14 protein-coding genes are annotated in these 13,441 nt (G+C 68.7%); 7 read left to right on the top strand and 7 right to left on the bottom strand.

The features are described 5' to 3' along the window. Positions 1-14 precede the first annotated feature (14 nt). Positions 15-908: an SDR family oxidoreductase gene (locus VME70_09250; protein HTW20381.1), complete on the top strand. Its 894-nt coding sequence runs from the start codon at positions 15-17 to the stop codon at positions 906-908. Here VME70_09250 and VME70_09255 read toward each other — a convergent pair. The 4 genes from VME70_09255 to VME70_09270 all read right to left on the bottom strand — a co-directional run bounded on the left by VME70_09255 (position 905) and on the right by VME70_09270 (position 4,295). Further along, a complete protein-coding gene (locus VME70_09255) occupies positions 905-1,456 on the bottom strand; it encodes a cysteine hydrolase family protein (protein ID HTW20382.1) in 552 nt (183 codons plus the stop codon). The genes VME70_09250 and VME70_09255 overlap by 4 nt on opposite strands. 70 nt (positions 1,457-1,526) lie before the next feature. Then, positions 1,527-3,110 (bottom strand): substrate-binding domain-containing protein, encoded by a 1,584-nt coding sequence (locus tag VME70_09260; protein HTW20383.1) that lies wholly within the window; start codon positions 3,108-3,110, stop codon positions 1,527-1,529. A 51-nt stretch (positions 3,111-3,161) separates the two neighbouring features. Beyond that, complete coding sequence (locus tag VME70_09265; protein ID HTW20384.1) at positions 3,162-3,659, bottom strand: universal stress protein; 498 nt, start codon at positions 3,657-3,659, stop codon at positions 3,162-3,164. Between the two features lie 171 nt (positions 3,660-3,830). Further along, the gene (locus VME70_09270; protein HTW20385.1) at positions 3,831-4,295 is read right to left on the bottom strand and encodes a TIGR00725 family protein; all 465 of its coding nucleotides are present in this window, start codon (positions 4,293-4,295) and stop codon (positions 3,831-3,833) included. 109 nt (positions 4,296-4,404) lie between these two features. Here VME70_09270 and VME70_09275 point away from each other — a divergent pair, with 109 nt between their 5' ends. After that, on the top strand, positions 4,405-5,382 hold the full coding sequence (locus tag VME70_09275) for an NADPH:quinone reductase (GenBank protein ID HTW20386.1): 978 nt from the start codon (positions 4,405-4,407) through the stop codon (positions 5,380-5,382). Positions 5,383-5,469: 87 nt separating this feature from the next. Then, positions 5,470-5,679 (top strand): hypothetical protein, encoded by a 210-nt coding sequence (locus VME70_09280; GenBank protein ID HTW20387.1) that lies wholly within the window; start codon positions 5,470-5,472, stop codon positions 5,677-5,679. A 26-nt stretch (positions 5,680-5,705) separates the two neighbouring features. Here the strand turns inward: VME70_09280 and VME70_09285 are convergent, their stop codons facing one another. Both VME70_09285 and VME70_09290 read right to left on the bottom strand, forming a co-directional pair. After that, complete coding sequence (locus VME70_09285) at positions 5,706-6,347, bottom strand: MBL fold metallo-hydrolase (GenBank protein HTW20388.1); 642 nt, start codon at positions 6,345-6,347, stop codon at positions 5,706-5,708. 139 nt (positions 6,348-6,486) lie between these two features. Next, positions 6,487-7,203 carry a hemolysin III family protein gene (locus tag VME70_09290; GenBank protein ID HTW20389.1) on the bottom strand — a complete coding sequence of 239 codons (717 nt, stop codon included), beginning with the start codon at positions 7,201-7,203 and terminating at the stop codon, positions 6,487-6,489. Between the two features lie 111 nt (positions 7,204-7,314). Between VME70_09290 and VME70_09295 the strand changes: the two genes are divergently transcribed. The 4 genes from VME70_09295 (at position 7,315) to VME70_09310 (ending at position 11,689) form a co-directional block, all read left to right on the top strand. Then, on the top strand, positions 7,315-8,667 hold the full coding sequence (locus tag VME70_09295; GenBank protein ID HTW20390.1) for a trypsin-like peptidase domain-containing protein: 1,353 nt from the start codon (positions 7,315-7,317) through the stop codon (positions 8,665-8,667). 2 nt (positions 8,668-8,669) lie between these two features. After that, positions 8,670-9,365 (top strand): response regulator transcription factor, encoded by a 696-nt coding sequence (locus tag VME70_09300; protein HTW20391.1) that lies wholly within the window; start codon positions 8,670-8,672, stop codon positions 9,363-9,365. Between the two features lie 116 nt (positions 9,366-9,481). Beyond that, a complete protein-coding gene (locus tag VME70_09305; GenBank protein HTW20392.1) occupies positions 9,482-10,810 on the top strand; it encodes an ATP-binding protein in 1,329 nt (442 codons plus the stop codon). A gap of 45 nt (positions 10,811-10,855) precedes the next feature. Beyond that, positions 10,856-11,689 carry a phosphatase PAP2 family protein gene (locus tag VME70_09310; GenBank protein HTW20393.1) on the top strand — a complete coding sequence of 278 codons (834 nt, stop codon included), beginning with the start codon at positions 10,856-10,858 and terminating at the stop codon, positions 11,687-11,689. Here the strand turns inward: VME70_09310 and VME70_09315 are convergent. Further along, the gene (locus VME70_09315) at positions 11,662-13,332 is read right to left on the bottom strand and encodes a phospholipid carrier-dependent glycosyltransferase (protein HTW20394.1); all 1,671 of its coding nucleotides are present in this window, start codon (positions 13,330-13,332) and stop codon (positions 11,662-11,664) included. The two genes, VME70_09310 and VME70_09315, sit on opposite strands and share 28 nt — an antisense overlap. Positions 13,333-13,441: the final 109 nt, after the last annotated feature.

Here is a 13,441-nt window from a genome sequence, read left to right on the forward strand (position 1 = left end):
CTCGAGGAGTTCTCATGCGGGTGTTCGTCACCGGGGCGACCGGCTGGATCGGTTCTGCGGTCGTCCGGCAGCTGCTGGCCGATGGCCACGAAGTAGTCGGCTTGGCGCGCTCCGACGACGCTGCCGACCGGCTGGTCGCAGCGGGCGTGAGTGCGCACCGCGGAGCGCTCGACGACCCGGACAGCCTGGCTGCGGGCGCTGCGGCGAGCGACGGCGTCGTCCACCTCGCCTACATCCACGACTTCGCCCAGATCGAGGCCGCGGCCGCCGCCGACCAGGCGGCGATCGAGGCGATCGGGACCGCTCTCGAGGACACCGGCCGGCCGTTGCTGATCGCTTCGGGAACGCTCGGCCTCCGCCCGGACGGAGTTGGCACCGAGACCGACCTACCCGGCGAAGGTCATCCTCGGATGAAGAACGCGGCGATCACGCTGTCGCTCGCCGATCGAGGGGTTCGCTCCTGCGTCGTACGGCTCCCACCCACGGTGCACGGCGACGGGGATCACGGGTTCATCGCGCGGCTGGTCGACATCGCGCGCGAGCAGGGGGTCTCCGGCTACGTCGGAGACGGCGAGAACTGCTGGTCCGCCGTGCACGTGGAGGACGCGGCGACGGTGTTCCGCCTCGGGCTGGAGCGCGCCCCCGCCGGATCGGTTCTTCACGCGGTTGCCGACGAAGGAGTGTCGATCCTTTCGATCGCCGATGTCATCGGACGCCAGCTCGACCTGTCGGTCGTCTCGGTCGCGCCCGAGGATGCGGCGGCGCATTTCGGCTGGCTTGGACGTTTCCTTGCCATGAATGCGCGCGCGTCCTCGACGCTGACGCGCGAGCTGCTCGGTTGGCAGCCTGCGCAGCCGGGCCTCATCGACGACCTCGAGGCCGGCCACTACTTTCGCGCGGGTGGCTAGGCGAAGCTGACGTCGGCGGTGGCGACGGTGCCGCCCTTGCGACCCGGGGCGTCCTGGTACTTCCAGTACATGTTCGTGTGCGAGACGACCTGCTGCGGCGGTGGCGCACCCCACTCGGTCAGGTCCTCGGTGGTGTGTGCGTCACCGACGAGCGTGACGTCGTAACCGCGGACCAACCCGCCGTGCAGCGTCGAGCGGATGCAGGCATCGGTCTGCGCACCGGTCACGACCAGCCGACCGACCCCGCGTTCGGAGAGCACCGACTCGAGCTCGGTGTCCTCGAAGGAGTCGCCGTAGCGCTTCTGGATCAAAGGCTCCGCGTCGCGGCGGACCAGCTCGGGCACGTAACGCCACACCTCGGTGTCCGGCACGAGCTCGTCACTGTTGTGCTGCACCCAGACCACCGGCACGTCTTCGGCTCTCGCCTTGTCGACCAAGGTGTTGATGTTCGCGACCACCTCGTCGCGGTTGTATGAGCCGTCCACGACGCCGTTCTGTACGTCGATGACGAGCAGGGCAGTGTTCGGCCGTTCGGCGAGTGTGGTCATCGATGCCTCCGCGGGAATATGTCCGATCCTTCCCACCATAAGGCGAGCCGATGACGCCAGCGGCCGCGGATCAGTGCCGGACCGACACCTTGATGACGGCGCTGACCGCGGGCCGTGCGGACGGCCCGAGATAGGCGAGGCGATAGGACGCGGTGGCCGTGGGCTTGAGGTGGAAGACGACCCGGCCGTACGCCGAGGTGGTGCGCTTGGCAAGAACCAACCAGTGGCCGTGGTGGCGGCGTTCGAGCCGCACCGTCGCGATGATCCTGGTGTGGCTCGGCCGGTACATCAGCAGACCGTGAAAAGCGGTCCGATGATGCTGCGGCACAGAGCGCTTCGACACCGTCAGCTCGAGCGCGGTGGCGTCGGTGCGTTGTGCGGCGCAAGGTCCGGCTCCGGCCGTTGCGCAGTCCGGGGGATACGGCGTCGCTTTCGGGATCAGATCGACATCAGGGTGGCCTTTGGGAAAGGTCGGGTTGGCGCAGGCCGCGATCGTGTCCTTCGACACGTCGACCCCGGGATCGGCCGCCTTCAGCGCCGACATCTGCGCAAAGGCGATGGTCACGAGCTTCGGCGGCAGCAGGCCGTAGCCGAGAACGCCGGCCTCGCGCTGGCCCTGGCATTCGGCCCGATCGAGGAAGTCCGCCAGTGACTGCCGCTTGGCTGTCGACATTCGCGGGTCGGACGGTGACGTGGGCACGTACAGATCGCCGAAGTACGACAGCGGATAGGAGCGCGGGTCCTTGTCGGCGTAGAGCGGCTTCAGGTTCGGCCAGGCGTAGTGCGGCGACGACGGGTTGGTGTTGACCGATGCCTTTGTCAGCGACAGCTCGACGTCGTACGCCGGTGGTGTCGTGAAGTACCCGGCCGGGTTCTCCACCGCGGCTACGGGCAGATCGTTGTCCAGTGCGGTGTTCGGCTCGTCCATGGCGATCGCGCCGTTGTTCGCCTTCTGGGCCAGGTAGTCGCCGATCGAGCTACTGCCGTCCAGGGCGACCTCGGCGCCTTGGCGCGGCCAGTACTGGCTCGCGTTGCTCGCCCCGTTGAATGCCCGCCAGATCGCTCGTTGTTCCGCCACCAGGTAGGAGGTGAACCAGTAGCTGGAACCCGAGCCCTCCGAGTGGACGACGGGCACGATCGGCAGTGAGGGCAGCTTGCGCCCGTTGTTGTCATGGGAGATCAGCGGGCTGTCCCAGTTGGTGATCCGCAAGGTGAAGATGTCCGCCAGGGTGAGTGGCGAGAGCCGCAGGTTGCGCACCAGCTTGCCGTCCACCTCCAGCCGGTACGGGAACGCGACGGCATCGGCGAGCACCGGCGCGGCGCCGTACACCCGGCCTCGGTCCGTGTCCTCCGCTGCGGTCTCCGGGTCGATCCCGAGATACGGCACGTCGGTGACCGCGAAGTCACTGGCCAGGTTCGCGTAGTCGTCCTTGCCCTGGCTCGAGCCGCTGCCGCTGTAGGCGACCGGAAAGCGGGGCTGCACGTCCGCGCTCCACTGGTCAACGGCTGCCGCTGCCTCGCTCGAGCCGGACCCGGTGACGGCGGCATCCGTCGTCGCGGCCGCGGGAGCGAACGGGACCAGCCCGAGCCCGACCGCGATCGCGCAGAACGCGAACGCGAACCGCCAAGGATGAGGCGACCGACCCGACACCACGGCGCGGACCGTACGGCGTCAAGGTGAACGCCAGGCGAACGACGGCCGCGGTCAGGCGGCCCGGATGGCCGAGACCGTGCGGCCGGGGAACCGGTGCCGGGTGTGGAGCAGCTCGGGCGGCGGAACCAGGACGACCCGACCCGTCGCGTGGCTCACGCAGTATCGGGCCGTGGCTCCGATCAGGCGTCGGCCGAACACCCGCCGGTGGCCGTATCCGACGACCAGCAGATCCTCCGGCGACTCGGCAGCCCGGACGAGGATCTGACCAGCATGCGATCGCACCGCATGCGGCGTCACCGCGATGTCCTTGGGAATGCCGCCGAGCGCCTCTTCGAACGCGGTCATCAACCGCTCGCGCGCCTGTGCCCGCCAGAAGTTCAGTAACGGTGCGCTCGGTGCGGCGCGGTAGACCAGCTCCCCGCCGGCCGGTGCCCACGCGAGCACGGGGACCAGCTCGGCGCGGCGGGACCGCGCCTCGTCCACCGCAGTACGCAGCGCCGCGAGACTGGTGAGCGATCCGTGCACCCCTACGACGACGACCCCTGACATGGCAACCTCCAAACCTGCTTCCGGCCGTTGCGGGGGATCGCTCCTGCGCCGGTGCGCGGGCCTCCGGGCGGCTCTCTGACGTAAGGTCCTGACGTAAGGTCCCGACGTAAGGTCCAAACTACCTTACGACCATGACACGAACGAACCCGGGGTTCGGTTCGATGCGGCTCGTCAATGGCCGTCGAGGATCGCCAGCGCTTCTGTCGGGGTGTTCGCTCGGAGCAGGTCGAGCGGTTCACTGTCGCCACCTCGGAGCTCCCAGCCGCCGAGGACCACGAGTGGGGTGCCGGTCCGGACGGCAAGCGCGATCTCGCTTAACGTTCCCCAGCTGCCCCCGATCGCGATGACGCCGTCGGCGCTGCGGACGACGAGGCCGTTGCGCAGCTCACCGAGCCCGGTCGCGATCGCGACGGTCACGTGCGGGTTGGCCTCGCTCCGATCGGACCCGGGGAGCAGCCCGACGCTCACTCCGCCCGCCTCGCTGGCGCCGCGGCAGGCAGCCGCCATGACACCGCCCAGCCCGCCGGTCACCAGGACGTCGCCGCGTTCGGCGATCGCGCGCCCGGTCTCGTACGCCCAATCGAGTTCCTCGGCCGTTGCGACGCTCGGACCGACCACCGCAATGTGGCGCCGCATGCGATCACCTGCCTGTCGATCTGTCGCCGTACCCGGTTGTGCACCGTACGCCGATCCGGTTCGGGACTCGGCAGTGGTTGCCCGCGACCGGCCTGGGGACAATGGCGCGATGCGAGCAGCCCTTTATAAGGAGTACGGCGCCGCGAGCGATGTCGTGCGCATCGAGGAGGTCGACCGGCCGGAGCCGGGTCCGGGCGAGGTGCGCGTGCGGATCGCAGTGTCCGCCGTGAACCCCACCGACTGGAAGAGCCGCTCCGGCGCGACGCCTCGGCCGATCGACGGCTTTCAGATTCCTAACCAGGACGGTGCCGGCGTGATCGACGCCGTCGGCGAGGGCGTCGATGCGGGCCGGATCGGCGAGCGGGTGTGGGTCTGGATGGCATCGGCCGGTCGCCGCTGGGGTACTGCGGCGGAGTACACCGTCGTTCCCGGCGAGCAAGCCGTCCGGCTGCCAGACGCGGCGAGCTTCGACCTCGGCGCGAGCATGGGAGTGCCCGCAATGACGGCGCATCGCTGCTTGTTCGCCGATGGGCCGATCGACGGCAGGACCGTGCTGATCGCCGGCGGTGCGGGTGCCGTCGGGCACTACGCGATCGAGCTCGCCAAGCGCGCCGGTGCCCGCGTCGCCACGACCGTCAGCACGCCGGAGAAGGCCGAGCTGGCGAGGCACGCCGGCGCCGACCTCGTCGTGAACTACAAGGACGGCAACGCACTCGAGCAGCTGAGGGACTTCGCGGCGCGTTTCGACCGCATCGTCGAGGTCGCGATCGGGCCGAACCTCGAACTCGACCTCGCGCTCAGTGACGCGCGGACGACGGTCGTCAGCTACGCCGCTGACGGAGCGGACCCGGTGCTGCCGGTGCGCGCGTGCATGACAGCGAATGTCACGCTTCGCTTCGTCCTGTTGTACGGCGTGCCTCGACCGGCACTTCTCGATGCGGTCCGGGACATCAGCTCGGCGCTGGCGGCGGGTGCGCTTTCGGAGCTGCCGGCGCACCGGTTCTCACTCGACGAGACGGCGGCCGCGCATGACGCGGTGGAAGCTCGCGCGGTCGGCAAGGTGCTGATCGACGTCGACCGTCGTTGACCGTCGTACCTCAACTGATCGGCCGCCGATCACCTCGGGTTCAGGTCATGTTCGGGTTGTGGTCGCGCACTCGGTTCACCCTGCGTCGTGGTCTACCGCGTGGCATCGACGTCGATGATCATGTCGCGAGGCCAGCAGGTTCCGCGCGGCACCGTGCATGCCTATCTCGAAGGCAGGCAGACCACGATCTGCGGTCGGGAGATCGGCAGCGACCTGGTCGGCTTCGAGTCGATGCGCTGGTCGGCCCGCCCCCTCGGCCTGGCTACGTGCCCGATCTGCTTCAAGACCGCGCGGTAGCCGCGCCGCGCTCGTGGAGGCCGGGCTCAGACGAAGTCGACGGTCTCGCCGCGCTCGAGCCGGTAGTAGTCGGCCCCGATGCCGGGGCCGTGGTCGCCGAGCAGGCCGCCGACCAGCGCCAGCCCGATCGAGTTCAGCGCGCCGTCGTGGATGGCGAGGGCGGTCTTCGGCGCGACCTCACGCACCCAGTCGATCAGCTCCGCGGTGCGTGACCACGGCGCATGGATCGGCAGCATCAGCGTCTCGACCGCCTTGTCCGGCACGGTGAGCGCGTCGCCCGGGTGGAACAAGAAGTCGTCGATGAAGAAGCCGGTGTTGGTGATCCTCGGAATGTCGCGGTGGACCTCGGCATGCCAGATCCCATGTGCCTCGACCGAGAAGCCTGCGGTCGTGAAGGTGTCCCCGTCGCCGACCACGTGCAGGGCCGACCCGAGACCGGCGAGCTTCTCGGCGACCGCCGCGATCGTCCAGATCTCGATGCCCGGGTTCGCCTCTACCGCACCGCGGATCCGGTCCTCGGAGAAGTGGTCGAAGTGCTCGTGCGTGATGAGGATGGCATCGACGTTCGCGACGGACGCGTCTTCGGTGTAGCCGCCCGGGTCGATGACGAGGGTTCCGCCGTCACCTTCGAGCCGGATCGCCGCGTGACCGTGCTTGACCAGTCTCATCGCTACTGCCCTACCTCGCTCCCGCTACGGGTCGGCGCGGCGGCGGTCGGGTGGACGATCCCCGCCACCACGATTGTGACTCAAGCAACGGCAGTGGCCTGCTCCGGACGGGTGAATTTCGGCGCTGCGGCAGGTCAAGCTACGCGGCGCGGTAGACCACGAACGAGGCCGCAATGTACTGGCAGGCGAACGCGGCGACCGTGCACGCGTGGAAGACCTCGTGGAAGCCGAACCACTTCGGGCTCGGGTTCGGGCGGCGGATCGCGTAGACCAGCCCGCCCGCGGTGTAGAACAGGCCGCCCACGGCGATCAACACGAACGCCGGTATGCCCACGCCGTCGATCAGCTGCGGAACGAAGAAGCTCGCGGCCCAGCCGAGTCCCAGGTAGAGCGCGACGTAGAGCCAGCGCGGCGCACCGATCCAGAAGACGCGGAACGCGACGCCGATCAGCGCCGCACTCCATACCGCCGCAAGGACGGCGATCCGGGTATCGCCGCGCAGCGCGAGCGCGGCGAACGGTGTATACGTGCCGGCGATCAGCAGGAAGATGTTCGCGTGGTCGAAGCGGCGCAGCCACGACTCCGCGCGCGGTCCCCAGGTGCCACGGTGGTAGACCGCGCTCGTGGTGAACAGTACGACGGCGGTCGCGGCGTACGCAGCGGCCGCGGCGGCGGCCGGCCCGGTGGGAGCGAGCACGATCAGCACCACACCCGCGGCGAGCGCGAGCGGTGATGTCACCGCATGAAACCACCCGCGCAGGCGGGGTTTCGCGTTCGCTACGGCATCGGTGGCGCGCTCGACCGCGCGCATTCCTGCGTTCAGGGCAGCGCTGGCCATCTCGCGGGGCTCGGTCACTGCCGCCAGTGTGGACCATCGCGCGGTTGGGGTGGTTCCGCTCGGGTGAACTCTCAGAAATAATTAAGTTCGGGTGGGCACCTTCGTAGGGATCAACGACGGAGGATCGAGATGAGTGACGACCTGTTCTGGCCCCCTTTGTCCGGTGGGGACGACGACGGCGATGCGAACCTCGGCGACCGGGAGTCGCCGACCGCTGCCTATCCCACCGCGCCACTGGGCGCGGGCGAGCCGACGTACGGCGGGAGCGTGCCAGCGGCACCAACGGGATCGGACGGGTCCGGCGGCACCGGAGGCCTACGCAGGTTTGGCGTAGGGGCCATGGTCGCGGTGACGGCATTCGTGTTCGGCGCCGGCGGGGTCGCCGTCGGCGCGGAGCTGATCAACCACAACGGCAACAGCTCGCCGGGCTCCAGCCTGTCCTCCAACCCGACACAGATCTCGCCGAGCGCGCTCACGACCGGGCCGCGTTCGTACGCGCGAATCGCATCGGCGGTCCTCCCGTCCGTCGTGTCGATCAACGTGACCAGCAGCAACGAGGACGACACCGGATCGGGTGTCATCCTGCAGTCCAACGGCTACATCCTCACCAACAACCATGTCGTCGCCGCAGCTACCGGCGGTAGTGGATCGGTGTCGGTCACGTTCAACGACAACTCCACGGCGTCGGCACGCATCATCGGCACCGACCCACTCGACGACCTCGCGGTCATCAAGGTCAACCGCACCGGGCTCAAGCCGGCCACTCTGGGCAACAGCGCCGACATTCAGGTCGGCGACCCGGTGCTCGCGGTCGGCTCGCCGCTCGGGTTGACCGGCACCGTCACCGCCGGCATCGTCTCGGCGCTCAACCGGCCGGTACAGACCCAGGAGGAGACCCAGCAGCTCCCGCCGAACTTGTTCGGCGGCGGCGGTAGCGGAAGCGGCAGCGGCTCGCAGTCGCCCACCCCGACGGTTATCGACGCCATCCAGACCGATGCCGCGATCAACCCCGGCAACTCCGGCGGCGCGCTCGTTGACGCCGCGGGCGATGTCATCGGCATCAACTCGGCGATCGCGAGCCTCAGCCAGGCGAGCATTGACGGGTCGCAGAGCGGCAACATCGGCGTGGGCTTCGCGATCCCGATCAACCAGGCGAGGACCATCGCGAACGAGCTCATGACGACCGGCCACGCGGTGCATCCCCTGCTCGGTGTGACGCTCGAGGACCAGACGTCGGCGTCCGGCGCCGACAAGGCGCTCGTTCACTCGGTGGTTTCTGGTGGTCCGGCGGCTAAGGCAGGCATCAAGGCCGGTGACGTGATCACGGGAATCGACGGGGTCAGCACAGAGGGCGCGGATGCGGTGATCGCGGCGATCCGGTCGCACCTTCCTGGTCAGCGGGTTACCGTGACCATTGAGCGGGGCGGATCGACCAAGACGGTCACTGCCACGCTGACCAAGCAGTCCTCGACGCAGGGGTAGCGATGCAGGCCGGCCCGCAGGTGCTCGTGGTCGATGACGACCCGCAGCTGCGGGAGGCGTTGACGCGTGCACTCGAGCTTGACGACTACCGGGTGAGTACGGCGAGCAACGGGGTCAAGGCGCTCGAAGCCGTGTCTCAGCACCGCCCCGACGTCATGGTGCTCGACGTGATGATGCCCTACGTCGGTGGGCTCGACGTCTGCCGCACCTTGCGCAGCCGCAAGGACCGACTGCCGATCCTCGTGCTCACCGCCCGCGACGAGGTCGGCGACCGGGTGGCCGGGCTCGACGCCGGGGCCGACGACTATCTGACCAAGCCGTTCGCGCTCGAGGAGCTGCGGGCCCGGCTGCGAGCCCTGCTGCGTCGTACCGGGGGCGAGAACGGCGATGACCTCGCCGCCCTCGAGTACGAGGACATCGTGCTCGACCCCGGGGCGCACACGGTCCATCGGTCGGGTCGGCCGATCGACCTGACGCGCACCGAGTTTGCACTACTGGAGCTACTCCTTCGCAATGCTGGTCGCCCGCTGCCACGCGAGACGATCATGGATCGGGTCTGGGGATGGGAGTCCGAGCCCACGAGCAACTCGCTCGAGGTGTTCGTCGGATACCTCCGTCGCAAGACGGAAGCGGCTGGCGAGCCGCGCCTCATTCATACGGTTCGTGGGGTCGGCTACGTGCTGCGGGCGGAGCCGTGACGGGACCACTACCGGTGATGCGCAGAAGCGTGCACGATCTTGATCGGCGGTGGCGTAACCAGCCGTTGCGGACTCGCTTGACCGCGGCGGCAGCCCTGTCGGCGACGCTGGCGATCGTGGCGGTTGTCACCGTCGCGTATATCGCCGTACGTCATGAGCTGCTCAGCAACATCGACAGCCAGCTGAGGTCCCAGGCGAGCAACCAGAGCTTCATCGACATCAGCGGTCCGGCGCCGAAGGTGCACTCCAACACCAGCCAGGCATCGGCGGACGCCCAGGTGATCCTTGCCACCGGGCAGGTGGCCTTCGCCAACGGCGGTTACCCGCTCCCGGTGTCCGGACGCGACCTCGACATCCTCCAGCACGGCGGCCATTGGCTGCGCACCGTCGAGTGGCGTGGCCGGCCGGTACGCATCCTCACGGTTCAGCGGGTGAACCAGAGCAATGAGCTGGTCGCACTTCAGGTGGCGTTGCCGCTCACCGCGGCCGACAGCGAGCTGCACAAGCTGACCCTCGCGTTCCTGGTGCTGGTTCTCATCGGCTTCGGGATCGCGACCGTTGGAGCGTGGTTCGTGGTCCGGCGTACCACCCGACCGGTGGCCCGCCTGACCGAGGCGGCGGAGCAGATCGCGGTCACCCGCGACCTGGCGACCCGGATCGAGCGGTACGGCGACGACGAGCTGGGCCGGCTGGCGGGCAGCTTCAACACGATGCTTGACGCACTCGAGAAGTCGCTCACCCAGCAGCGTCAGCTGATCCTGGATGCGAGCCACGAGCTGCGTACGCCGCTCGCCAGCCTGCGTACCAACATCGAAGTGCTGCACGACGTCGACCGCCTCAACCCGGAGCAGCGTCGTTCGTTGCTCGAGGGCGTCATCACGCAGCTCGACGAGCTCACCGGGCTGGTGGCGAACGTCGTCGAGCTGGCTCGCGGCGAGGCGCCCGACTCCGCCCAGGAGGATGTCGCACTGGACGACCTGGTCTCCCGTGCGGTCGAGCGGGCCCGACGGCACTGGCCGCAGGTGATCTTCATGCTTGACACCGCTCCGGTCACCGTGCGCGGCGTGCCGGGCCGGCTGGACCGCGCGATCGCGAACCTGCTCGACAACGCCGGCAAGTTCTCACCCCCCGGCGCGGTCGTCGACACGACGTTGACGGCGGATGGCCTGCTCACGGTCGCCGATCGCGGCCCCGGAGTGCCCGACAGCGCGGTGGAGTTCGTGTTCGAGCGGTTCTACCGCGCGGACGAGGCGCGGGCGCTGCCGGGCTCCGGCCTCGGGCTGGCGATCGTGAAGCAGGTGATCGACGGCCACAACGGCACCGTGGATCTGGCGAACCGCGCCGGTGGCGGCACGATCGTGCAGGTCCGCCTGCCGGTCTTGGCGCGAGCCGGCGGAACGGTTCCGTACGTCGAAGCCCACCTCAGCGACCAGCCGGTCTCCTGACCGTCGCGACCGAACGAGGTCACGCGGGCCAATAGGCTCGGCGTCGTGTCGTGGCTGCGCTTGGACGTCCACAGCGCGGTCACCGTCGCGGTCGTGCTGTTCGGTGTGTTCGCCGTCGCGCGACTGTTCCCCGCTCGCCGATGGACGAGGTTCCTCTCCGCCGCGAGCTTCGAGACGGCGTTCGTGTGCGCGCTGTTCGCGTTGTGGCAGGTCGCGAACCGGCTGACCCGCGGGCACACGACCGGAGGGATCGACCGCGGCCGCGCGTTGTGGCGCTTCGAACGCGCGATTCACCTTCCGAGCGAACGCAGCGTGCAGGACCTGATCATCGGGCACCCGGAGATCGTCCGCGCGACGAACTACTACTACGACACGATGCACTTGACGTTGATGGTCGTCTTTCTCATCTGGCTCTGGCTCCGGCACCGCGACCGGTATCCGTTCTTCCGCAACATGATCGTCGCCTTCACCGGCATGTCGCTGCTCGTGCAGATGATTGCGGTTGCGCCGCCGCGGCTGATCGGCGGCACCGGGATGATCGACACGGCCGCGGTCTACGGCCAGTCCGTCTACGCCGTGATCGGCAGCGGCATCGCGGACGAGTACGCCGCGATGCCGTCGATCCACGTCGGCTGGGCGGTCTTGATCTCCTACGCGGTCGTGAAGGCGAGCCCGAGCCGCTGGCGGTGGCTGGCCATCCTGCACGGCGTACTCACGGTCTTCGTCGTGGTAGCGACCGCCAACCACTACTGGCTGGACGGGATTGCTGCGTGTGCCTTGTTGGTCGTCGCGTGGTTCATCGCAACCGCCGTCGAGCGACTTCGAGGCCGGCTACCCCGAGCCGAGCCCGCTCAGATCCAGCAGGGCGCGTTCTCTTGATGCTTGTCCGGCTTGCTCTGGCATTGATCGAGCCACATGCGTTCGTGCCATTGGTTGTAGGTGATCGTGCGCGCGGCTAGCACGGGATAGAAGAAGCCGAACAGCACGGTCGTCGTCGCGAGGTAGACGGCAACCCCACCGAAGCCGAGGGCTTGACGAAGCCCGGTCGTTGCACGGGTCCCGATCGCCATACCGATCACCATCGTGATGGCGAGGGCCATGAACGGCACCTCGGGCAGCATGTAGAAGAAGAACATGACGCGGTGGTGCTCGTCCTCGCGGAACCACGGGAGATAGCCGGCGAGGAACACCAGCAGCAGCGCGCTCGCCCGCCAGTCCCGCCGGGCGACCCACGCCCACGCGACCGCGATGAACGCCGGAATCGACGCCCACCACACCGCCGGGTTGCCGATGCCGAGCACCTCTTGCGAGCAGCTACTGGCGCCACAGGTGTGCGGGGCCTGGTAGTAGTACGCCACCGGCCGGGTCATCAACAGCCAGCCCCACGGCCGGGACAGGTACGGATGCGGGTTGGCCTCCCAGGTGAGGTTGTCGGCGTAGTGCCAGATCGCCTTCTGATAGGCCCACCAACCGCGAAAGACTGCCCAGTCGTGCGCCCACCAGGACTGCCCGGGGTGCACGTACAGGTCGTGGTCGTAGGCGTAGGTGCTGTTCGAAGCGAACCAGCCACTCCAGGCAAGGACGTAGACGACAGCGGGAACGAGGACGAACGCAAGCAGCGCCGGGCCGCCGCTGTAGAGCGTGCCGCTCCAGAGCCCGTTCCTGGCGCCGGCAGTACGACGGGCCCCGACGTCCCAGGCGATCGCGAGGATGAGCAGCGCCGGGATGTAGAACGCCCCGTCCCACTTCACCGCGCAGCTGGCACCGATGCAGATCCCGGCGGCCCACCGCCAAGGCCGGAACCCCAGCGACGGCCCCCAGCTGTCGGGGTCGAGCGCGCCGGTGAGCCGGTCGGCAAGTCGTCGCCGTCCGTCGTCGCGGTCGATCACCAAGCAACCGAAGGCGGCCAGGACCCAGAACATCAGGTAGATGTCCAGCATCGCCGTACGGCTCTGGACGAACTCCAAGCCATCGAGGGAGAGCAGGATGCCCGCGATCACGCCGAGGGCGGTCGACCGGAACATCCGGCGCCCGATCCGCGCGACCATCAGGATCGCGATCGTGCCAACCAGGGCACCGGAGAACCGGTAGGAGAACACGCTCGCCGGATAGATGGTGGCGCTGCTGCCGTGGCCGAAGACGACGGTCTTGCCGTGATCGAACAGCACCTCGCCGACTGCCATCATCCACTTGCCGAGCGGCGGGTGGACGACGAAGCCGGGGCCGGTGCCGGGGCCGTTCGCCTCGACGCCGTGATGGAGCAGGGTCCAGCTGTCGTGGGCGTAGTAGGTTTCGTCGAAGACCAGGTCTTTGCGGGTCGTCAGCTGGTGACCGCCCGGGCGGGTGAGGCGCCAGAACCGCGCGATGCCGGCGAGAACGGTCACCGCGAGCGGGAGCAGCCAGCCGCGCAGCCGGTCGGTCGGCATCGGCCGGATCAGCTTGGTCCGGATCCGCTCGAGCGCCTCGGCGGCCGAGAGCGAGGGAGCGGGGGCGGCCTCGTCGATCGCCGGCGGTGCCGTCATGGGGCTCATCGTATGAACACATCCCGCCGCCGCTGCGCTGATCTTGACGTTGGAGGCGCACAAACCGAGGTTGTGCGCCACCAACGTCAAGATCACCGAAGGGGTGCGC

This window comes from Mycobacteriales bacterium (assembly GCA_035504215.1).
Taxonomy (GTDB): domain Bacteria; phylum Actinomycetota; class Actinomycetes; order JAFAQI01; family JAFAQI01; genus DATAUK01.

Excerpts from the sequence above, each read along its gene's own strand:
- VME70_09250 (HTW20381.1), top strand. The coding sequence starts at position 15 with ATGCGGGTGTTCGTCACCGGGGCGACCGGCTGGATCGGTTCTGCGGTC.
- VME70_09255 (HTW20382.1), bottom strand. The coding sequence starts at position 1,456 with ATGACCACACTCGCCGAACGGCCGAACACTGCCCTGCTCGTCATCGAC.
- VME70_09265 (HTW20384.1), bottom strand. The coding sequence starts at position 3,659 with ATGTCAGGGGTCGTCGTCGTAGGGGTGCACGGATCGCTCACCAGTCTC.
- VME70_09270 (HTW20385.1), bottom strand. The coding sequence starts at position 4,295 with ATGCGGCGCCACATTGCGGTGGTCGGTCCGAGCGTCGCAACGGCCGAG.
- VME70_09275 (HTW20386.1), top strand. The coding sequence starts at position 4,405 with ATGCGAGCAGCCCTTTATAAGGAGTACGGCGCCGCGAGCGATGTCGTG.
- VME70_09285 (HTW20388.1), bottom strand. The coding sequence starts at position 6,347 with ATGAGACTGGTCAAGCACGGTCACGCGGCGATCCGGCTCGAAGGTGAC.
- VME70_09295 (HTW20390.1), top strand. The coding sequence starts at position 7,315 with ATGAGTGACGACCTGTTCTGGCCCCCTTTGTCCGGTGGGGACGACGAC.
- VME70_09300 (HTW20391.1), top strand. The coding sequence starts at position 8,670 with ATGCAGGCCGGCCCGCAGGTGCTCGTGGTCGATGACGACCCGCAGCTG.
- VME70_09315 (HTW20394.1), bottom strand. The coding sequence starts at position 13,332 with ATGACGGCACCGCCGGCGATCGACGAGGCCGCCCCCGCTCCCTCGCTC.